We start from the raw sequence: 20,760 nt of genomic DNA on the forward strand, positions 1-20,760 counted from the left end.
TCTTGAGAAAAAAGGTGGTAAATACTTCTTTATTTCAAATAATTTTAGAATAAATTGTATATTTTAATAATAAAGAATTTGTGTTAGAATCTAAACAAGTCATAAGATAAAGGAATGTTATGGATTCGCATTTTGGCACTCAAAATACATCTAAAATCAAAGCTCCTCGTTTAAATGCGGGATTGTTAAAAAAGATTTTTATTGCTGCAAGTATTCGTCGCTGGAATGACCAAGCTACACCCGTAGAATTTGTGGAGCTTGATAAGCAAGCACATAAAATCGTCATTGCTTATATTTTGGCAAAATATGAGGAAAATTGCGGTAAAAGCGTGGATTGGGAATCTTTGATATTGCAGTTTTGTTTTGAGTTTTTTGAGCGCATTGTTTTGACAGATATTAAACCACCTGTGTTTCATAAACTAAGAGAGACACATAATAAAGAACTCGTTACATTTGTGTGTGAATGTTTAGAATCTGATTTACAAGAATATGAGTTTTTTTCTTCTATGAGGGAATATTTGCTTGGCTCAAAAGACAGCTTGGAGCGGCAGATTCTAAAAGCGTCTCATTATTATGCGTCTAAATGGGAGTTTGATATTATTTATCATTTTAATCCTTTGATGTATGATGTTCAAAATATCCGAAATATCATTAATAAGCAAGTTGAGGAGCATTATCACTTAGCAGGTATGCAGCAGATTATGCTGTATGAAAATGTGCGTGAGCTTGTTGCGATGTTTGGACAGCTTAGATTCCAAAAACGTTGGAGTCAAACGCCGAGAATCCCAGCTACTTCAGTGTTAGGACATACGCTCATTGTGGCTTTAAGCGCATATTTGGTGAGTTTTGATATAGGTTGTTGTAAGAAAATGCGAATTAATCATTTTTTATGTGGGCTTTTTCACGATTTGCCTGAAATTTTAACAAGAGATATTATTTCGCCTATCAAGCGCAGTGTCAAAGGGCTTGATAGATTGATTAAGGAGATTGAAGAAGAGGCTGTAAAAAAGAAGATTCTAGCGATTGTGCCACCTAATATTGCAGAAGATATTATTTATTTCACACACAATGAATTTGCTAATCGCTATATGATTGAGCATTTCCCTCATAATGCTGCAAGTGGCGAAGAGCTAATGGATAAGTTCAATCAAAATGAATACAATGGTGTATATGGCGAGTTTTTAAAAATCTTTGACAATTTAAGTGCTTATTTGGAAGCAAAAATTTCTATAAGCCACGGCATCTCAAGTGATGATTTGATAAATGGAGCGCAAGGTATTTATGAAAAATGCGCCCAAAAAGTAATAAGAGGTGTAGATGTAGGCAAACTATTTAGGGATTTTGCTTAAGGCAAATGAGTAGGGATTGATAGCTTGTAAGAATTTAAGTTTAAATAGTACTTATTTAATGGTGCGAGAAAAATCAAGGAGACACAATGTTATTTTACTCTATACAAATGTGGAGAGAAAATAAATAACTTGAATGCAAATCTTGCGAATTGCGGTTTTAGGAGCTTTAATTTTTCGCAACACTATATTCAAAGTATAGAAAGTAATGAACATTTTTTTATCTTAATCAATGATAGGTTTATAAAAGGAGAACTTACAAGAGGAGCAGTACAATGACCTTAAAACTTAGATTTAAGTTTAAGTCAAGCTCTATTATAATAGCATTTTGTTTTATATATTGATTTAAGGTCGTAAATATAATGAATTTTTGGCTTTCCTCTATTATTTCGCCCCCCCCCCCATATAATATTAATATATCTTATTTGCTTTGCGCAAATATTGTGTTGGAATAAGATTGTAGGATTGAGATATAAACAAGGGGAGAAACAATGATTCTCGCTCTTGTGATACCTTGCTATAATGAAAAGGACATACTCCCTCAAAGTTATGAGGCTCTTTGTTTGAAACTCAAAGCCTTGATTAGCTCTCAACAGATTTCGCCAAAAAGTTTTTTATGTTTTATAGATGATGGAAGCAAGGATAGCACTTGGGAGATTCTTAATAGTTTTACACAATCTCCTACTTACCCATTAACAACTGCTATTAAACTCTCAAGGAATTGCGGACATCAAAATGCACTTTTGGCAGGTTTAGAATATGTATCAGATAAATGTGATTGTGCTATGAGCATAGATTGTGATTTGCAAGATGATATTTCAGTGATTGATGAGTTTATACTCAAAGCAAAAACAGGTGCAGAAGTTATTTATGGTGTGCGTAAATCTCGTCATAAAGATAGCTTTTTTAAAAAATATAGTGCGCTTGGTTTTTATAAACTTATGGAGTTTATGGGTGTAAAGATAGTTTATAATCACGCTGATTATCGGCTGCTCTCTGCAAGGGCTATCAAATCACTTCTTAACTTTAGTGAAGTGAATCTATTTTTGCGTGGCATTGTGCCATTGCTTGGATTTAAAAGTGATGTGGTGGAATATGATAGGCTGGAGCGATTGGCGGGGGAGAGCAAATATCCTTTAAAGAAAATGCTCTCCTTTGCGTGGAATGGTATTACAAGCTTTAGTGTTGTTCCACTGCGGATTGTGAGTATGCTGGGCATATTGTTTTTTATCTTTTCATTTTTGCTTATTGGCTATGTATTATTTGTCAAAATTTTTACAGATGATGTTGTGCAAGGTTGGGCTTCGGTTATTATACCCCTTTGCTTTTTTAGTGGAATCCAACTTTTAAGTCTTGGTGTTGTTGGGGAATATATAGGTAAAATCTATGCTGAAACAAAGGCTCGTCCGCGATATTTTATAGAAGACATTGCAAATCCACGCAAAAATTTATAGCCAAACAAAATTCTAAGAATCTTTACATTATACTCACGCTTTCACATTTTGCAAAGACATTTTCATAAGGAGTAGTGATGAGTGTGTTGAAAATCAGTATCGGGGGGGGGCAACTTATTAGCTAAAGCCCCTTTATGGTGGCATATAGGCTTTTTTCTTTTTGTATGTTTGTATGCGTTTTTGATAATGTATCACTCGGCTTTTAGTGTCATAGATGACCACACACTTACACAAACACTTCTTATAGGGCAAAATATAGATTTTTTTATTCAGCCAAATATTGGCAGATTCTATCCGCTTGATGGGCAGGATTTGAATCTACTATCAGCAGCTTTTGGTGTAAAGGCAGCAGTATTTTATACTTTTAATGCCTTATGTGTGTTTGTGGTGATTTTTGCTTTGCGTTATGTAATGAGAGTTTTTATCGCACACATTTTAGAATCTACCTCACATTCACACAAAGTATATGCTATGCAGAAAATCCCCTATGTAGTGGATATACTTCTTGTACTTTTGCTTCTTTCTCCTAGTTTTATTGGTTCGTGGCTTAGGCTTTTTGTGCCAGAGCGTATGGAGTTTGTATTTTTAAGTCTTTTTCTTATGAGCTATGCTTTTGTATTAGAATCCAAAAATACACGCACTTCTAGCCTTATGCTTTTTGTTGGTTTAGTCTGTGCTAATGTGTCTTTGTATTATAAAGAAACGACTTTTGCAATGATAATAGCCTTTGCATTCGTGCATCTTTTTTGTGTGTATTTTTCGCATACAAAGTGTAAGATTCATATAAAACTTTTTGATATTGGACTTATTCTTAGCGCGATTGTATGGTTTGTTGTATATGTTTTTGTTGTTTTATTACAAAAAGATGATTCAGGATTCTATGGAGATACGCCTTATGGTGCGCTTCTTGTCTTTACTAAATCTCTTTTTACATATCTATGCAATGAACCTTTTTTGTGTGGGATAATCTTTAGTGCATTAATATATAGAATCTATGTAGTGCTTATAAAAAAGCAACCCTTTATTCCTTTGCTTGATGCGAGTATTTGGGGTAGTGCGATTTTGCTTTGTGAGTATGCAGTACTCAAACTTGCCTCTCATCATTATCTTTTACCCGCGTATGTATTTGCTCTTATCGTCATTGGCGCAAGTTTTCTTTTATGGTGGCAGCATAAATGGTATAAAGTGATTTTTACATTCTGCGCTTTTATGTTTGTGGGAAATACACTTTTTGTGTCTGCGTATGTATGGGCGCATTATAAATTTGTCCCACCAAATTTTCAAGCCACACTTAGCTTTGTGAGTGATTATACGCATATTCACCCGCACACTAGAATCTTCCTTGAGGGTGTGGATAGGGTAAGCAATGTAGAGGTTTATCATAGCTTTGGTAGGTGGCTTACATATTATGGGGCGCAAGATTTTGATTTGTATTCAAGCGATGCTGTCGATTCGCGCTTTGTGGATAGTTTCAATAGTAATGCGCATTGGAGTGTGTTTAAAAATAATGAGGCTATTGCTAAGCAAAGCGGAGATTTGGTGATTATAACCCCTTATAGTGCATATAATTTTGATTTAGAATCTTTAAGTGAAAAATATGAGTTGCTTTTTAGTGCAGAGCAGGGCTATAATGTGCCATTACTCGGTCTCAAAACCTTTTTGAAAGCTACATTGCAATTTTTAGGACTAGCACAAGGTGATATGATACTTTCACAAAATGTATATGGTTTGCCTCTGCATTTTTATGTATTGCGAGTGCGTTGATAATGTGTTATAATGCGCCTTATTTTGTCTAAAGGAAAAAGAGTGGCAAAGCTTTCTCTTATCGTGCCTTGCTATAATGAGGCAGATAACTTACTTTCATTTTGTAAGAATATTTTTGCAGTCTTTGAAGATATTTTAAAAACCTATCCTCAAAGTGTGTTTGAGCTCATTTTTGTAAATGACGGAAGTAGTGATAACACATTGCAAATACTTCACTCTTTACAAAATGCGCAAGAGGGCAGTTGCGATTCTGTCTTTTATTCTTTTGTTTCTATCCCCCCCCCCCGCTGAATGCAAAATAAAAATTATTGATTTTTCACGCAATTTTGGTAAAGAAAGTGCCATATATGCTGGATTACAAGCAAGTAAGGGTGATTGTGTAGCACTCATTGATGCAGATTTGCAAGACCCACCGACAATGTTGCTTAAAATGTATAAAAAATGGCAGGATAAAGAAGCAGATATTATATACGCAAGGCGAATCTCTCGTGCGGGAGAGAGCTTTATACGCGCAAAGCTAAGTGAGGGATTCTATGTATTGAGTAATCTCATCTCACAAGTGCATTTAGAATCTGGTGTGAGGGATTTTCGCCTTATGGATAGGCAAGTTGTTAATGCCCTTTTAAGTATGAGTGAATACCATCGTTTTTCAAAGGCAATGTTTGAATGGGTGGGCTTTAAAAAAATTGGTTTAGAATATGAGTATATCCCACGCACACAAGGCAGCAGTGGCTGGAGCTTTTGGAAGCTTTTTAAATATGCTATTGAGGGTTTTATTAGCTTTAGCACTATGCCTTTACGTGTCGCTTTTATTTTGGGATTTGTGATGAGTGTGCTAAGTTTGGGCTATGGGCTGTATGCAGTGGTAAGCACACTTATTTTTCACAATGCTGTGGCTGGTTGGACTTCACTTGTAGCTTGGATAGCCTTTTTGGGTGGGGTTCAGCTTGTTATACTTGGTGTTATTGGCGAGTATATTGCAAGAATCTATGAGCAAGTCAAAAACCGCCCTATTTATATACAAAGAGTGCAAGATAAGGAAAAAGATGCTTAAAAATCGCGCTATTGTTTTGGGTTCATTATTTATCTTACTTGTTGCGTGTGGATTGAGAATATATTATATGCAATTTAAAAGTGAAGCACATATGGACGAGATTCTCTCCATTGTTTTATCTGAATATAATGAATATGGTTGGACTAAGCCATTTGACACAAATAGAATCTGGAATGCAAAGCAAATGCAAGAAGCTACTTTGTGGAATGACTCTACGCTTCGTGGTGCATTAAGCGATGTGGGTAATTTGTGGCGCAACAATAGAGATGACCCACATACAAATTTATATTATTCGCTTTTTCGTTTATGGCATATTGGTTTTGTGCATACAGATTCGCAATCAACCTTTTATAGAGGTATGAGTTTAAATTTTGTATTTTTATTCTGTGCTTTTTATTTTGCATTTTTAATTGCAAGGCGAATATTTGGACAGAACTACTTTGTTTTATTCTTTTTAAGCCTAGCATTTTTGAATCCTGCAAGCATAAGTAATACTCTTTTTATGAGACCTTATGCGCTTCAAGAAGCTACTTTTTTAGGATTTTGCTATTGTCTGTTAAAAATTTTTGACTTCTTTGTAAAACGCTCTTTTCATAAACCTTTTTTTCTTGTTTCTTCCCATAGCATTAAAAAATACCTTGCTTTGTGGAGCGGATTTGTATTTATGCTTTTTGTAGGTTGTATAGTATTTTCTTTTTTTACCAAAGAAAGTAGAGAGGCGCAGCTTATTGCGCATTCTATTACATTACAAGAGGATAAAACTTATCTACTTGAGGGTAAAATGGTATTTGCCAATCATTTGTTTCGCTCCCACGAGCCCTATGTGATATTACAATCTGATGTAGATTCTTTGCATCTTACTTTCACACCCTTATCCATTGCCCAAGAGGAAAATGCGCGTTATATACGCTTTGTTACGCACGAAGTAATCCAAGTTGGTGAGAATATAGGGTCTCTTCTCTACACTTTGTCGGTATCTTATAAACTTTATTTTGCGCTTGCTATAATATATATTCTAGGCTGTATATGTATTTACTTTTTTGATTTTCTCTCTTACGAAGTACTTTTGCTCTCTGTTCCTACCGCTTTACTTCTTTTAAGTGGATATTTTGCTTCTATATTTGTAGTGATGATTTTTGCTGTGGCTACCCTATGGGCATATAAGATACACAAATCAAAGAGGCACACACTCTTTTTTATTGGCTCTTTAGTGTGGGCATTAATCTTGACTACCCTCTTGTATCCACGATATTTACTTGCTTTCAGAGGATATAGGAGTCAAGAAGTAGGTGATAAATTGAGTGTGGATTATTTGCTCTCACATTGTGTAGAGAATTTTAAAATCTTTTGTCATATACTTATCTCTAATCTTTCGTGGAGTATTATCATTGCAATTTTTATAGGCATTGTTATTACGATTTTTTATGCTTTGAAATATCGCACTCATCTTAAGCATTACCTTATTCAAGTGCCATTTGCATTGATATTTGGTATATGCGCTTCTTTATGGGCTTTTGGAGTGATTTATATTGCACCTTATAAGGATTTGCGCTATATTATGTCTGTTTTCCCCTTGCTTTGTCTTTTACCCACTTATACTGGTGTCATCATTTATAGAATCTTCACCCAATACACACATAAATATGCACCTCAATATGTCATCGGGGGGGGGCTAATTGTGATATACGCATTCGTATGTATATGGAGTGTGATACCTATGGACAATAAGAAAATCACTACATTGCAATATTCCAATCATATCGCCGAAAAATATCATCAGATTCCTCATATTCACACTTTTGCGTTTATGCAAAATGGAGTATTTTTCTCTTCATTGATTGTGCCCTACCTCCCTGATACTTACAATATGCAATTTGTCAATAGTTGTGATGACTTGACAAATTTTGTCGTTACTTATGGGGAGATTGAATGGATTACAGATGAGCAAAGCCATTGTCCTTTGCACTCTTATGAAGTTTCACCATTTTATCATATAGGGACAATACGCAGTATGATAGTGCGACTTAAAGGTAAGCCTTTGGTGGATAATCAGCATCGGATTTTAGAATCTAAAAATAAAAAGGAGTGAAAATGACAAATATTCATCGGGGGGGGGTCGCTACTAAAAGCACATATTGGTTCTTTGGTATTTTAGGAGGATTTTTATTTATTTTAAATTGTTTGTTTCCTACGCAAAGCGATGATTTAGGCGCGGTGGCAGGGGGCATAAATGGAATGTGGAGTAGCTACACAAACTGGAATGGCAGATTCTTTGAATTGCTAAGAACAGCTTTTGTTGGAGCTCTCGCACCGAGCATATATTTTGTTATTATCAATACCCTTGTGGGTGTTGGTTTTATTCTTAGCTTTTTTGTATTTATATTTGGACGATTACCTAAGTCGTTTGATGATGTAGTTATCTTAAGTCTATTAATGTTTATACTAATGTTTCAAAGTGCTTTTGGTTCAATTTTCTTATGGGCTGCTGGAAGTTTGAATTATCTTTGGGCTTATCTTGCACTTGTTTGTAGTTTTATCCCTTATCGTTTATTTTGGCGGAGATATTTTAGTCAAGATTCTAAAGATGTGCGCAAATCAAATATGTTAAAAGAGCTATGCAAAGCCTTTATCTTTATGATTTTATGCTTTATTGCTGGTATGAGCAGTGAGATGATAGGTATTGTGGCAATTATTGTGCATATAGGATTTTTTATATATGCTCTCTATAAAAGAGTGCATTTGCCTCTATGGTATTATGCTGGGATTGTGGCTTTTACCATTGGGTGGTTTGCACTTTATCTAAGTCCCGGACACGCTAAAAGAGTAGCAGTGTATTGGGAACTTTTTGGACAAGATTCTTTTTATACTTTATCTCAATTATGGGCTATGAGTTTTAGTGAGAAAATACAACATTTAAACCTTACTTATGCAAAGTTTGTTGGTTATTTACCTGTGATAATCATAGTGCCAGCACTCTTTGTATGCTATAAAGAAAAAGCTAACAAATTCATATCTTTGCTTATTATTTTTGTTGTGATTATATTTTTTGTAATGGCAAAGAATCATAAGCATTTTTTACCATTTGCAAGCAGTTTTATTGCCATCATTGCTTTTGTTAATGCTGGTTGTTTTTTAATGGGCTTTGCTTATTTTTATTACAAGAAGAATGACGAAGCAATGTGTAGGCTTTTTGTCAAATTACTCATTGCATTCTTGCTCTTTTGTCTGCTTGTGGGCACTACGATTCAGGTTAGTATTCCTTCACGAGCAAAGCTTGGCTATGTGCTTATTGAATTTGTAATGATTATTTTTGTCTATCGGCAGTTTATGCAATCCCTAAGTAGTGAGCGTATAGCAAAAATTATTAAAATATCAATTATTGCTTTGTGTTGTGCTTATGGGGGTTTTGTGCTAAGCGCATATATTGATGGGCGTGTAAAGTGGAACAATATGGCAGATTCTATTGAGGCACAAAAAGTTCAAGGCATAGAAGATGTGAGAGTGAGTGCCTCTACATTTCGTTCATTTTATAAAAATTATGGCGATTGGGGCAATCCCGGAGATAATCCTAACGAGTGGCCTAATACAACTTATGCTCATTATTTTGGAGTTAAACGCTTTGTGGTAGAATAGTCCTTTAAGATTTGTAGCTATTGGAGAGCCAAATGTCAAAGCCCTCGTGGCAAAAAGCAAGCATAATGTATCTTGGTATAGGCATAATAAACACCTGTGTGGGATATGGGGTAATTTTTGCACTTATATTCTATGGTATTATGCCTGAAGTGGCAAATGTTATTGGTTATGGAGTGGGCTTTGTATTATCTTATTTTTTGAATAAGACTTTTACCTTTGCTTCACCTTCTTCGCATAAACGCGACCTACCACGATTCGCATTTGCTATGGGTGTGGCATATTTAGGGCAATTTTTAGTAATGAGTTTTGCCTATCGTTTCTTAGCGCTTAATCCTTATTTTGCACAAATCATTGGTGGGGCAGTATATGTGTGCATAGGCTTTGTAATAAGCAAATGTTGGGTATTTAAGCAATAGATTTATAAAAATCCATAGAGGAGAGGCAATGATTATTATCCCTGCGCGTTTAGAATCTACGCGATTTCCACAAAAAGTATTATGTGATATAGGTGGATTACCTATGGTTGTGCGCACAGCACTGAATGCACAGCAAGTAGATTCTGTTGTGGTGGCGTGTGATGATGAAAAAATAGAATCTGTATGCAAGGCACATAAAATTCCTTGCGTGATGACGGCTAAAAGCCATAGTAGTGGCACAGATAGATGTGCAGAGGCAAGTAAAAAACTAGGCTTAAGTGATGATGAGATTGTTTTGAATATACAAGCTGATGAGCCATTTTTGGAAACCTCTGTGATACGCGCTTTGCAGGATTTGATGAAAAAAAATATGCCATTTATGGGAAGTTTAGCTAAAGTCATTGATGAGGCGCATATAATAGATTCTAATCTTGTAAAAGTCGTGCTTAATGCGCACAATGAAGCGATTTATTTTTCGCGCTCACCCATTCCATTTTGCAGAGATGGGCAGAGCGAGGAATTAAAAACTTATCCATATTTGGGGCATTTGGGGCTTTATGGATTTAGTGCAAAAAGTTTGCAAGCATTTTGCTCATTGCCAAAAAGCCCACTAGAGGAGATAGAAAAGCTTGAGCAGCTTCGCGCACTCTATCACAATAAAACTATTGCAATGGTAGTAGTGCAAACCAAAAGTGTAGGTATTGACACACCACAGGACTATCAGAGGGCAATAGAGCATTTCAACATTAATAAATAGGGTAAAAATGAGTGCAGTGAGTGTAAATGATAAAGTAGATATGAGAAAAGATTCTATCTACAAACTCTTTTTTTATTTTTTTATTCCTAATTTATGCGCAATGCTTGCACTCTCAACTTATTCAACGATTGATGGCATTTTTGTAGGAAAAAAGCTTGGCGAAAATGCACTTGCTGCTATTGGATTATGTTGGCCTGTGTTTCCCGCTCTTATTGCTTTTGAGTTGCTTTTTGGCTTAGGAGCTGCCTCTATTGCTTCATATTTTTTGGGTAAAGGGCAAGATAATCGTGCAAGATTAATGTTTAGCTCGGTATTTTATTTTGCAACGCTTACCTCTCTCATCATTGGCACAATCCTTTTTTTCTGTGTAGAAAAAGTTGCCCTCGCACTTGGGGCAAATGAATTGGTGCTACCTTATGTGGTGGAATATCTGCAAGTGATTTTCTTAAGTGCAGTGATTATGGTGCTCCACCCTTTGCTTGATATTTTTGTGATTAATGATAAACGCCCGATTTTGGCAATGATGGCGATGATTATTGGCTCTGCATCAAATATTGTGCTTAATTATATTTTTTTATTTGAGCTAGAACTTGGTATGTTTGGCTCTGCACTTGCTACGGCTATGGGGCACGGATTGGGTATGATGATACTTTTAAGCCATTTTGTGTGTAAAAGAGGACGTATTTATTTTGTATGGCGATTCTCCATAAATGCTGTGTTTGCTTCTGCGAAAAATGGTGTGCCCCAAAGCATTTCTGAACTAAGCGTAGCATTTGTAATGATTATGTTTAATCACACACTCAAGGCTTTGGCTGAAAGTGAAGAGATGAAAGTCAGCTATCTTGCTATTTATAGCATTGTGATGTATGTGGGTGTAGTGTGCTTTACGATTTTGCTCTCTTGTGCTCAAGGTGTGCAGCCCATAGCAAGTTATAATTATGGAGCGGGAGAGCAAAAGCGCGTGAGGAGAATCTATGCTTTTGGGATAGGCTTTGCTACTTTGATTGGCATTGTAGTATATGCAGTATTTATATCCATAGATTCTATGCTTGTCAAATTATTTTTAAAAAGTGGGCAAGAGATGATTTTACAACCGACACTTGAAGCAATGAGAGTGTATTTTATCGGTTATATATTTTTGGGATTTAATATTGTGAGTGCGATATTTTTCCAATCAATCCAACGTCCCAAAAGCTCTTTTATCATTACACTCTCTTATAATCTTATTTTTGTAAGTATTTTGCTTCTTGCGCTCTCATATTATTATGGCATTTTTGGCGTATGGCTTTCTTATCCGCTTTCTCTTGTGTGTTCAAGTGTGGTTGTCATAGGTGTAATTGCATATGAGTATCGCTATGGTGTACTCGGTAAAGAAAATAAACCATTAAGCTAAAGCTTTATAGCAATGTGATTTTGCCTTTATGGGTGGTTACGATACCTTTGTTTTTGAGTATTTTGAGGGTGCGAGAGAGCGATTCTGGAGAAACATTGAGACTTTGGGCGATTTGTTTTTGACTTTGTGTGCGGAGTGAATCTTTATGTGCCTTGAGATAGTTTAAAAGTCGCGTTTGGAGATTCTGATTATGCGCATTGATATGAGATTCTAAGATGTGTATCTTGTGGCATAAAGAAGTAATAAAAAGTGAGCACATTTGCGTATCTTGCAAAATATGTGTGTAAAAAGTATCAAAATGAATGCTTATTATTTCGCAAGGTTGCATACATTGTGCATTTGATGGATAGTTTAATCTCATAAAAAAGGGCATTTCAGCAATGAGAGAGGGTGCAGTGATGATATGCAGGGTGCATTCACTATCATCAATATCTGTTTTACTCTTATAAAGTCGCACTTTGCCTTGAGTAAGCAAAAGCAAAGAGGATACACACTCTCCTTCAAAAAAGAGTATCTCATTTGTATTATGATGCGATTTTCTGCCAATGCGCGAGAGTGTATCAAAGAGTGCTTGCATTTTTATCCTTTTAATAAATGTTGTATTCTATGTTAAAATCTTAACATACATCAATGTTTTTTATTCTTTTTTACTTTAATATTCATCACATTAATATAAAAATGATAACAATAAGCAGGAGGTAAAATGGAGATACTTTATCCATATTTTCTCACACTACATTTGCTGTGTGCGATAATATTTTTAGGCTATATTTTTACCGATGTGGTGCTACTCACTCCCTTAAGGAAGATTCTAGGTGATGAGATTGCTGATAAGGTATTTGGTGCAATAAGTAAAAGAGGTGTGAAGATAATGCCTTTATGCGTGGCTCTTTTAGTGATTACAGGTGGAGCGATGATAAGTCGTTATATCGGTAGTGTGCAGGGATATGTTCAAACACCATTGCAGATTCTTTTAGTCATAAAAATGTGCCTTGCATTGTGTATCGTAGTAATGGTAACTATCTCGCTAAGTTGTAAGTTTTTGAAACTTAAGAATCCTTTGGCAAAAGTGATTCACCCCATTGCCTTATTTCTTGGCTTATTGATTGTGCTATTAGCCAAGGCGGCATTTTATATATAAAAGGAGGGAATGATGAGTATTGAAGCAGTCAATATAGCGTTGTTGGTAGGTTTGGTGGTTTTTATTTTTGTAAAACTTGCATTTTTATTGAGGTAATTAAAATATCAGGAGGAGCAAATGGCTTTTGAGGAAATTAATGTGGATTCTATCCATCAGCTTATGGATATTTTTTATGCTAAGGTGCGTGCAGATAAGAATGGGCTTGGTGAAATTTTTAATACCAAAGTTGGCACGAGTGATGAGGTGTGGGAAGTGCATAAGGCAAAGATTGCAAATTTTTGGCAAGGAATGCTTTTAAATAGTGGCGATTATAATGGGCAACCGCTCAAAGCTCATCTTGATTTGCCACCTTTTCCACGCGAGCTTTTTAATGTGTGGCTTACTCTCTTTGAGGAGAGCTTAAGGGCAGTATATGCAAAAGAGGAGCATATCTCCCTTATTTTGCAACGCGCTCAAATGATAGCCCAAAGATTCCAATATATGATATATGAGAGTGGGATACAGCATTAATAGAGTGCTTAGAATGTGTAAAGAATAATATTAAGCGCACATATGTATAAAATTTTGCTCATAATATTTTTAGATTTTATCACGCAAAAAAATTCAACCATTTACCCATAAGCCATTTGGTATGCCTCATAAAGAGCTACTTTTTGGACATTCTTTTGGTGGGCTTTTTGTGCTATATACACTTTTGCATAAACCGCGAAGTTTTAACCATTATGTTTGTGCTTCACCTTCACTTTGGTGGGGCGAGGGGAAATTTATAGCCTTACCTCTTAAGATAATGCATTATCCGGATTCTATTATTTTTACAAGTGGCAGCTTAGAGGCAAATTTTCAAAGACAGGCAAAATCCAAGATTGAAGAGATTGTGCAAGATTTGCAAAAGAGCGCGCCTAATCCCAAAAGTATTGTATTTGTTGAGCTAATGGGGCAAAATTACGGCAGTTCTATTCCTTATGCTTTAAATTTAGGCTTAGATACCTTAATGCAATAGTGCTATTTTTTGCGTTTTTTACTCATAAGATGTGCCACAGAGCCAGAGTAAGCAATATTTTCGGCAGGAATATTATCATTATTAAGAAATTCACTAATGCTCCCATCTATGTTTTTAAGCTGTGCATTGATTTCGTCTTCTTGGTAAGTGTAATGCATATTTGCACTCATTACACCCGCAATAGATTCTATATGCTTGTTAATAGCCACTTCTTCCTCTGTGCTAGGGGCTTCTACTACTACAATAAGCTGATGTGTAGCCTCATCTTCAAGATAGATTTCACAGCCTTGTATCTGCATAATAGTATTTTTGACACAATTAAAAGAATCTTGCGTAGTTTTCACAACGATACTTGAGATATTCATTATTGCTCCTTAGATTTTGGCAGTTTCCAAATGATAAATGTTTTATCATCATTACCTGAAATAAGTGTATTTTCATCATAAAAAATAAGGCTATTAATAAGCGATGTAGAGCCTTTGAGTGTAAAATACTCTTTTTGTGTGGCAAGATGAATAATGCCAATATCATTTTGTTCATTTTTGCTAAAAGCTGCCCATATAGCATTAGGCGAGATACCAACCGCATAGATAAGAAATGCACTCTTAATGCTTGTAGCATTTGTAAGGGTAAATTTTGCTTTAGAGTTTGATGTAAAGGTGTAGATTCCCATTTGTCTATCTACACTTGCGGTAAGAATCTTATCACGTGCAGAGGTGATTTGGTAGTTATTGTCCTTATTAATTATATCAAGCTTTGAAAGCACTTTGCCATTTGAGCTATCAATCACACTTACACTACCAGATTCATCAGTGCTAAAGATAAAAGGTGCATTCACACATAAATCAGAGAATCCAGCAAGACTCGGGTGCGTCATATACACGAATTGAGCATTCTTCATATCAAAAAGCCCAATCTCATTGCTCAAAAATCCTATGACAAGCTTATTATCTCCAAAGGCAATAATGCGTTTTGGCGCGGCGGTAGTGTTAAAAATGACTTGAGGTGATTGCGTAGCAGAAAGCTTAAGGATTTGCTTTGTGCCACGAGAAGCTTCGCTAAGAACAAAAAGTGTTTTGCCATCAAAAGTAGTAATATCAAACACGCGTGGTGCGTGAGTGTTTCCAAAATAATCTTCAATGGGTGGCAAAGTTAAGCTATATATTTTGTGTGCTTTTTGCGTATTATCAAGTTTAAACACATCAATTTGACCTATTGCATTGCCCACAAAAATATGTTCCCCAAAGGTGCTAATATGTGTGATAATGCCATTTGTATGGATAACCTGTGCATTTTTGCTTTCAATCACAAGAGCTTTTGCACACAGGGGTAAGCATAAGACGAGAGAATACAAAAGCCAGTGCAATAGTTTTTGCGCACTAAGCTTTTGTATGTGTCTTTGTAGAGAATCCACTTTGTTTAACCTTAATTTACACCCTCATTGAGAACATCAAGAAGGTTTGATGATTTTTTGCCCTCTTGAGTGCGAAAATCTGGTGAGAAAGTGTTTGCAATAGCAGGTGCTACATTTGCTTGTGGAGTGTGGCATAGCACACAATTAAAACGCGCGTGAGAGACTTCACTTAAATTTTTATTTGTGCGCAAGTCATAAGTATGTGAAGCAGGAACAGCCACAGCGCCTACATCAGCTGCAACAGCAGGATCGTGGCAAGCCAAACATTGATTGTCATCTTTTGTGATAGGGAGCATACCCTCTGTGCTATGAGGAATCATAGGTGGAGCATTTTCAAATGAACGTTCAATAGGCGTGCTTTCACCCGCAGAAGCATTAGGATATGCGTATTGAAGCAATTTAACATCTTTTTCATCTTGCAAATCCACCTTTCTCAACCCAATCTCACTATCTTTAAGCATTTCACCGCTTTGCATCTCCACATTATCTCCTTTAGATTCTGTAGAATCTGAACACGCGAAAAATGCCAATCCAAGTAACCCAATTATTAAACTTTGAGCGTATTTTTTCATCTTTTCTCCTTATGTGTAAAATTTACAATACTAAAATTCAGTGCGTTATCATCGCACACCTCAATACATCTCCCACAGCGCAAACAAGTCATTGTTTTTAATGTGCCTTCTTGTTTGCCAATAGGCTTTAGGACTTCAGGTTCGGGGCAAATTTGCACACATTTCATACATTTTGTGCAATGTGAAAGCGTATGATAAACGCGCAAAAGTGCAAATTTCCCAATGAGTGAATACATCGCCCCAAGCGGACAAATATGCCCACAAAAGCCATTTTTAAGCACAAATAAATCAAAGCAAAACACAGCCACTATGGCAAAAATGCCAAATCCCATACCAAAAACTACGCCACGATGCACCATAGAGATAGGACTAATAAGCTCAAAAGCAGCTACACCAAATATTGCGCTTAAGCTTAATCCTAATCCTAAGATTACAAATCGTGTAGAACGCGGGAGAGAGAGTTTGCGTTGGGCATAATTGAATCCTAACTTTGCGCGCAAAAAGTTTGCAAAATCTGTTATAAGATTAATGGGACAAACAAAAGCGCAATAGGCTCTCCCTAAAAATATGCCATAAATTAGCACTACAAGCACAGCTCCAAGCAAAACATCAAATGCTAATCCACCACCTGCAAGAAAGATTTGCAAGACACTCAAAGGGTCAGTAAGGTTAAAAGCACCATCAAACCAGCGTGAATGACTTAGGTTTCCTTGTACAACAGAGCTTAATGCACTTGGTTGTTTTGCTACCACAGAGCTAGAATCTCCTATGAGAGATTCTATATTGCCACCAAAGACCACCAATTCTTCTTTGCTTTGCACATTTTTAAGTGTTGCAATAGAATAATTCCCCATTACAAAAAGCGTGAGAATCACACATTGAGACAAACGTCTAAGAAGCAGATATTTTATTTTTACAAACTTCATTCTACCTCTCCAAGCGAATTGTTGAGATACTCTAAACTATTGCTATGGCTAGGTTTTTTAGACTTGATGTTTTTTTGCTCTTTGAGTTCAAAAAGTCTATTTTCATCAGTCTTATCCCAGCCCTTGATATAGTTTGTCCCCATTTTGCCTAATGCAACACTACGAGGCAAGACAATGATTGTAGGAAGTTCTGTTACACACGCTTTTTCGCACATACCACAACCTGTGCAATAATCACTATCTACCACAGGCAATAAGAATCCGTGCTTTCCTGTGCGCTCATTGCGTTTATATTCAAGTTTGATAGCTTTATCAATAAGCGGACACGCGCGATAGCACGCATCGCATTGAATACCCGCATAAGCCACACAATGTTTAGAATCTACAATAGCTACTCCCATTGTAGCATTGTTAATGTTTGCTTGAGTATAGCTATGTTCACCTTCTTCGTGTTTTTTAGGTTGATACAAACGTTTTAAATCAAGCGCATCAGTAGGGCATATCGCCGCACAAGGAATATCCTTACACATATAGCAAGGCACTTTGCGCGCTTCAAAAAAAGGTGTGCCAAGCGTGGCATTATCATTTGGTGTAGCAAGCTTGAGCGTATAAAATGGACAAGATTCTACACAAAGCCCGCATTTAATGCAGCTTGCAACAAAATCAGCATCATTTTTGCTCGCACCCGGTGGGCGCAAAATATTGCTATTTCCAGCTTTAGCGACATTCACATACGCACCCCATACAAGCGCTCCAAATAAAGCAAAACCTGCATTTTGCCCTATTTTAAGTAGCGCTTCGCGTCTTTGGGGATTTGATGGCTTTGTTTTGTCTGACACATTTTATCCTTATGCTTTATACACTTTCACAGCGCATTTTTTAAAGTCTGTTTGCTTTGAAATTGGACAAGTTGCATCAAGACAAACCTTATTGATAAATACATTTTCATCAAACCAAGGCACATAAATAAGTCCTTTTGGTGGGCGGTTTCGTCCGCGCAAATCAAGTTTTGCCTTGACTTTGCCCCTTCTGGATTCTACCCATACGACTTGATTTTGCTCTAAATTTTGTGCGTTTGCATCATCAGGGTGCATATAGCAGAGTGCTTCAGGCACAGCACGATAAAGTTCAGGCACACGCATAGTCATTGTGCCAGAATGCCAATGTTCTAACACGCGCCCGGTGCAGAGCCACATAGGATATTCTTTATCAGGCATTTCGCAGGGGTCCATATAAGGGCGAAGGAAGATTTTTGCCTTATTATCAATACTGACTTTTTCTTCACTTGGCGCGTTAAGCGAACCAGCAGGCATATCTTTGCCTTTGTTTCCATAGAATGCAAATGCCTTGCCATTGCCAAGTTTTTGTGCATAGAAGTCATATTTGCTATTAAATCTCCATTGTGTTTCTTTGCCATTGACAACAGGCCAACGCAAGCCTCTTACACGATGATAAGTATCAAAATCAGCCAAATCGTGTGCGTGTCCTAGTCCAAACTGACGATATTCCTCCCAAAGATATTTTTGGATAAAAAATCCATATCCTTTAAATGCTTCTCCACTGCCATCTTGCACATTCCGTGAATCGCCCAAGACTTCTGTATTAAACTCATTTTTAAGCAGAGCATCTTGCGCACTAAAGTTTTTTGCATTTTTGTTCGCAAAAAGCACATCAAAGAGCGTATCATCTTCTTTGTAGCCCATAGCTTTAGCAGATTCTAAAACCGGCTTAATATCAAGGGCTTCATATCCTTTATTCCATACTTCACTGAGTTTAAAACGTTTAGCAAATTCAGCCATTTGCCAAATATCAGGCATAGCTTCACCGGGTGCTACGACTTGTTGTTTCCAATGTTGAGTGCGTCTTTCAGCATTGCCATATGCACCCCATTTTTCGTAAATCATTGCTGTTGGCAAAATTAAATCTGCTACTTTAGCACTTACGCCCGGATAACATTCACTTACAACGATGAAGTTATCTTGCTCCCTTGCTGCAGCAATCCAGTGATTAGCATTAGCTGTATTTTGCCACGGATTATTTACTTGCACCCACGCCCATTTGATATTGCCATCTTCTAAATCACGCATAATCTTTAAATAAGGCGCACCGATTTTGCTATTGAGTGTACCAGAGGGAAGATTCCATATTTTTTCTGTAATCTCACGATGCTTTGGATTTGCTACTACCATATCCGCAGGAAGTCTATGTGAAAATGTCCCTACTTCACGCGCAGTGCCACACGCACTAGGTTGTCCTGTGAGTGAAAACGCACCACTGCCGGGTTTAGCCTGTTTGCCAAGAAGCATATGCACCATATAGCTTTGTTCATTTACCCAAGTGCCTCTTTGGTGTTGATTCATACCCATAGTCCAAAAGCTTACAATTTTGCGATTTTTATCAATATAATAATCTGCTAGGCTTTGAAGCTTTTGTTTGAAAGATTCTATGCTTTCATCAGGATTGCCTTTAGCAAGATTGGCTACAAAATCAAGCGTGTAAGGCTCTAGTCCTTTTTTGAAATCTTCAAAACTAATGCCCCAGTGATTTCCTGCTGCACCAGCTTTGTCCATTTTCATTTCTTCCCCTGCTTTGATGCCTAGATATTGCAATGTGATGCCCTCATCATTGCTTACTATTTTTGATACTTCTTTGGCAACTATATCTCTTTCTTCAGGCTTGAATTTGGGGTGTTGAGGATTATTTCTCATACCATAACCAATATTAACAAAACCTGTGCTAAAAACGCAGTTTTCTTTCACAAATGCTTCATCTACGGCGTTGCGATTGATAATCTCGCGTGCAAGAAAATTCCAGATTGCCAAATCAGTATGTGGCTTAAAGATAATTTCAATATCTGCCAAATCCGAAGTGCGGTTAGTATAGGTAGAGAGATTAATCACTTTTACATTGCTGCTGCTTAATTTTCTATCGGTTACACGACTCCAAAGCACAGGGTGCATTTCAGCCATATTTGCGCCCCAAGTGATAATGGTGTCTGTAAGCTCAATGTCATCATAACACCCAGCAGGCTCATCAATACCAAAAGTTTCCATAAAGCCGACAACTGCACTTGCCATACAATGTCGCGCATTAGGGTCAATATTATTACTTCGGAATCCACCCTTAACAAGTTTTACGGCTGCATAACCCTCTTGAATTGTGTATTGTCCAGAGCCAAATACAGCTATACCTGTTGGTCCAAGCTCATTATAAGCTTTTTTGAATTGTTTTTCCATCTCATCAAAGGCTCTTTTCCAGCTCACAGGTGCAAATTTACCTTTTTTATCAAATTCTCCATTACTATTTACACGTAAAAGAGGTTTTGTAAGTCTATCTGCTCCATACATAATCTTGGCACAAAAATATCCTTTGATACAATTTAAGCCGCGATTTACAGGTGCTTCAGGGTCGCCTTTAACGGCTACAATCTTAGCCTGTCCTGAATTATCTTTTTGTGTTGCTACCATAATGCCACAGCCTGTTCCACAGAATCTACATACTGCTTTATCCCACTTCCAAAGCTTTTGAGCATTTTGTGCTTCTGCACTCATCACACTTGGAATGCTTAACCCTACACTTGCTGCTGCCGAAGCTGCTGCCGCACTTTTGATAAAGTCTCGGCGTGAAAGCGTGGGCTTTTTACCTTGTATTTTGCTTGTCATAAAACCTCCTTAAGTTTTGCTTACATTTGGAGAATCCAAATGCTTGAACGAATCTTACCCTTGATTTTTATTTTAACTGCTTGATAAAAATCAATTATATTAAAAAAATATTTTCCTTTTTAAACTTCTATATTTATACTTTAAAATATATTACGAATAGAAAAAAGCCTATTTTATTATTGCACCCTGTATTTTAATATAAGAAAAGATGAGATGGCATTAATCTTG

The 20,760-nt window shown here is 36.6% G+C and carries 20 protein-coding genes; 13 read left to right on the forward strand and 7 right to left on the reverse strand.

Annotation, left to right across the window (positions count from 1 at the left end; all coding sequences use genetic code 11):
- Positions 1 to 119: 119 nt before the first annotated feature.
- From OQH61_RS07265 to OQH61_RS07310, 10 genes are all read left to right on the forward strand, one after another.
- A complete protein-coding gene (locus tag OQH61_RS07265; protein WP_266026722.1) occupies positions 120 to 1,349 on the forward strand; it encodes an HD domain-containing protein in 1,230 nt (409 codons plus the stop codon).
- A gap of 488 nt (positions 1,350 to 1,837) precedes the next feature.
- Entirely contained in the window at positions 1,838 to 2,800 is a 963-nt protein-coding gene (locus OQH61_RS07270; protein ID WP_266026723.1) for a glycosyltransferase family 2 protein, read from the forward strand.
- 186 nt (positions 2,801 to 2,986) lie between these two features.
- Entirely contained in the window at positions 2,987 to 4,564 is a 1,578-nt protein-coding gene (locus OQH61_RS07275) for a hypothetical protein (RefSeq protein ID WP_266026725.1), read from the forward strand.
- Positions 4,565 to 4,606: 42 nt separating this feature from the next.
- A complete protein-coding gene (locus OQH61_RS07280; protein ID WP_266026727.1) occupies positions 4,607 to 4,855 on the forward strand; it encodes a glycosyltransferase in 249 nt (82 codons plus the stop codon).
- Complete coding sequence (locus tag OQH61_RS07285; protein WP_266026728.1) at positions 4,755 to 5,618, forward strand: glycosyltransferase; 864 nt, start codon at positions 4,755 to 4,757, stop codon at positions 5,616 to 5,618. The genes OQH61_RS07280 and OQH61_RS07285 overlap by 101 nt, the downstream gene beginning before the upstream one ends.
- The gene (locus OQH61_RS07290; RefSeq protein WP_266026729.1) at positions 5,611 to 7,707 is read left to right on the forward strand and encodes a hypothetical protein; all 2,097 of its coding nucleotides are present in this window, start codon (positions 5,611 to 5,613) and stop codon (positions 7,705 to 7,707) included. The genes OQH61_RS07285 and OQH61_RS07290 overlap by 8 nt, the downstream gene beginning before the upstream one ends.
- Positions 7,708 to 7,709: 2 nt before the next feature.
- Positions 7,710 to 9,251 (forward strand): DUF6056 family protein, encoded by a 1,542-nt coding sequence (locus tag OQH61_RS07295; protein ID WP_266026730.1) that lies wholly within the window; start codon positions 7,710 to 7,712, stop codon positions 9,249 to 9,251.
- 32 nt (positions 9,252 to 9,283) lie between these two features.
- Positions 9,284 to 9,667, forward strand: a complete 384-nt coding sequence (locus tag OQH61_RS07300) for a GtrA family protein (RefSeq protein WP_266026731.1) — start codon at positions 9,284 to 9,286, stop codon at positions 9,665 to 9,667.
- A gap of 28 nt (positions 9,668 to 9,695) precedes the next feature.
- On the forward strand, positions 9,696 to 10,424 hold the full coding sequence (gene kdsB / locus OQH61_RS07305) for a 3-deoxy-manno-octulosonate cytidylyltransferase (protein ID WP_266026733.1): 729 nt from the start codon (positions 9,696 to 9,698) through the stop codon (positions 10,422 to 10,424).
- Positions 10,425 to 10,431: 7 nt separating this feature from the next.
- Entirely contained in the window at positions 10,432 to 11,817 is a 1,386-nt protein-coding gene (locus OQH61_RS07310) for an MATE family efflux transporter (protein WP_266026734.1), read from the forward strand.
- 4 nt (positions 11,818 to 11,821) lie between these two features.
- On the opposite strand, the gene OQH61_RS07315 is transcribed toward OQH61_RS07310, so the two are convergent.
- Positions 11,822 to 12,394, reverse strand: a complete 573-nt coding sequence (locus OQH61_RS07315; RefSeq protein WP_266026735.1) for a Crp/Fnr family transcriptional regulator — start codon at positions 12,392 to 12,394, stop codon at positions 11,822 to 11,824.
- A 126-nt stretch (positions 12,395 to 12,520) separates the two neighbouring features.
- Here OQH61_RS07315 and OQH61_RS07320 point away from each other — a divergent pair, with 126 nt between their 5' ends.
- The 3 genes from OQH61_RS07320 (at position 12,521) to OQH61_RS07330 (ending at position 13,958) form a co-directional block, all read left to right on the forward strand.
- Positions 12,521 to 12,958: a copper resistance protein CopD gene (locus OQH61_RS07320; RefSeq protein ID WP_266026736.1), complete on the forward strand. Its 438-nt coding sequence runs from the start codon at positions 12,521 to 12,523 to the stop codon at positions 12,956 to 12,958.
- Between the two features lie 117 nt (positions 12,959 to 13,075).
- A complete protein-coding gene (locus OQH61_RS07325) occupies positions 13,076 to 13,468 on the forward strand; it encodes a group III truncated hemoglobin (RefSeq protein ID WP_266026737.1) in 393 nt (130 codons plus the stop codon).
- A gap of 91 nt (positions 13,469 to 13,559) precedes the next feature.
- The gene (locus OQH61_RS07330) at positions 13,560 to 13,958 is read left to right on the forward strand and encodes an alpha/beta hydrolase-fold protein (RefSeq protein ID WP_266026814.1); all 399 of its coding nucleotides are present in this window, start codon (positions 13,560 to 13,562) and stop codon (positions 13,956 to 13,958) included.
- A gap of 2 nt (positions 13,959 to 13,960) precedes the next feature.
- Here OQH61_RS07330 and OQH61_RS07335 read toward each other — a convergent pair whose 3' ends face one another.
- Genes OQH61_RS07335 through napA form a run of 6 tightly spaced genes read right to left on the reverse strand, consistent with a single transcriptional unit; the run spans position 13,961 to position 20,532 of the window.
- On the reverse strand, positions 13,961 to 14,323 hold the full coding sequence (locus tag OQH61_RS07335) for a chaperone NapD (RefSeq protein WP_266026738.1): 363 nt from the start codon (positions 14,321 to 14,323) through the stop codon (positions 13,961 to 13,963).
- On the reverse strand, positions 14,323 to 15,372 hold the full coding sequence (locus OQH61_RS07340; RefSeq protein WP_266026739.1) for a WD40 repeat domain-containing protein: 1,050 nt from the start codon (positions 15,370 to 15,372) through the stop codon (positions 14,323 to 14,325). The genes OQH61_RS07335 and OQH61_RS07340 overlap by 1 nt, the downstream gene beginning before the upstream one ends.
- A gap of 11 nt (positions 15,373 to 15,383) precedes the next feature.
- Complete coding sequence (locus tag OQH61_RS07345; RefSeq protein WP_266026740.1) at positions 15,384 to 15,944, reverse strand: nitrate reductase cytochrome c-type subunit; 561 nt, start codon at positions 15,942 to 15,944, stop codon at positions 15,384 to 15,386.
- Positions 15,941 to 16,870 (reverse strand): quinol dehydrogenase ferredoxin subunit NapH, encoded by a 930-nt coding sequence (napH, locus tag OQH61_RS07350; RefSeq protein ID WP_266026741.1) that lies wholly within the window; start codon positions 16,868 to 16,870, stop codon positions 15,941 to 15,943. Before napH ends, OQH61_RS07345 begins: the two co-directional genes overlap by 4 nt.
- Positions 16,867 to 17,709 (reverse strand): ferredoxin-type protein NapG, encoded by an 843-nt coding sequence (napG, locus tag OQH61_RS07355; RefSeq protein ID WP_266026742.1) that lies wholly within the window; start codon positions 17,707 to 17,709, stop codon positions 16,867 to 16,869. The genes napH and napG overlap by 4 nt, the downstream gene beginning before the upstream one ends.
- 9 nt (positions 17,710 to 17,718) lie before the next feature.
- Positions 17,719 to 20,532: a nitrate reductase catalytic subunit NapA gene (gene napA / locus OQH61_RS07360; RefSeq protein ID WP_266026743.1), complete on the reverse strand. Its 2,814-nt coding sequence runs from the start codon at positions 20,530 to 20,532 to the stop codon at positions 17,719 to 17,721.
- Positions 20,533 to 20,760: the final 228 nt, after the last annotated feature.

It is taken from the genome of Helicobacter sp. MIT 21-1697, from assembly GCF_026241255.1.
Classification (GTDB): Bacteria; Campylobacterota; Campylobacteria; order Campylobacterales; family Helicobacteraceae; genus Helicobacter_C.

Bases quoted from the DNA above. Each gene is read 5' to 3' on its own strand.
- OQH61_RS07265 (WP_266026722.1), top strand. From the start codon at position 120: ATGGATTCGCATTTTGGCACTCAAAATACATCTAAAATCAAAGCTCCT.
- OQH61_RS07270 (WP_266026723.1), top strand. From the start codon at position 1,838: ATGATTCTCGCTCTTGTGATACCTTGCTATAATGAAAAGGACATACTC.
- OQH61_RS07275 (WP_266026725.1), top strand. From the start codon at position 2,987: ATGTATCACTCGGCTTTTAGTGTCATAGATGACCACACACTTACACAA.
- OQH61_RS07290 (WP_266026729.1), top strand. From the start codon at position 5,611: ATGCTTAAAAATCGCGCTATTGTTTTGGGTTCATTATTTATCTTACTT.
- OQH61_RS07295 (WP_266026730.1), top strand. From the start codon at position 7,710: ATGACAAATATTCATCGGGGGGGGGTCGCTACTAAAAGCACATATTGG.
- OQH61_RS07300 (WP_266026731.1), top strand. From the start codon at position 9,284: ATGTCAAAGCCCTCGTGGCAAAAAGCAAGCATAATGTATCTTGGTATA.
- kdsB (WP_266026733.1), top strand. From the start codon at position 9,696: ATGATTATTATCCCTGCGCGTTTAGAATCTACGCGATTTCCACAAAAA.
- OQH61_RS07310 (WP_266026734.1), top strand. From the start codon at position 10,432: ATGAGTGCAGTGAGTGTAAATGATAAAGTAGATATGAGAAAAGATTCT.
- OQH61_RS07315 (WP_266026735.1), bottom strand. From the start codon at position 12,394: ATGCAAGCACTCTTTGATACACTCTCGCGCATTGGCAGAAAATCGCAT.
- OQH61_RS07320 (WP_266026736.1), top strand. From the start codon at position 12,521: ATGGAGATACTTTATCCATATTTTCTCACACTACATTTGCTGTGTGCG.
- OQH61_RS07325 (WP_266026737.1), top strand. From the start codon at position 13,076: ATGGCTTTTGAGGAAATTAATGTGGATTCTATCCATCAGCTTATGGAT.
- OQH61_RS07335 (WP_266026738.1), bottom strand. From the start codon at position 14,323: ATGAATATCTCAAGTATCGTTGTGAAAACTACGCAAGATTCTTTTAAT.
- OQH61_RS07345 (WP_266026740.1), bottom strand. From the start codon at position 15,944: ATGAAAAAATACGCTCAAAGTTTAATAATTGGGTTACTTGGATTGGCA.
- napH (WP_266026741.1), bottom strand. From the start codon at position 16,870: ATGAAGTTTGTAAAAATAAAATATCTGCTTCTTAGACGTTTGTCTCAA.
- napA (WP_266026743.1), bottom strand. From the start codon at position 20,532: ATGACAAGCAAAATACAAGGTAAAAAGCCCACGCTTTCACGCCGAGAC.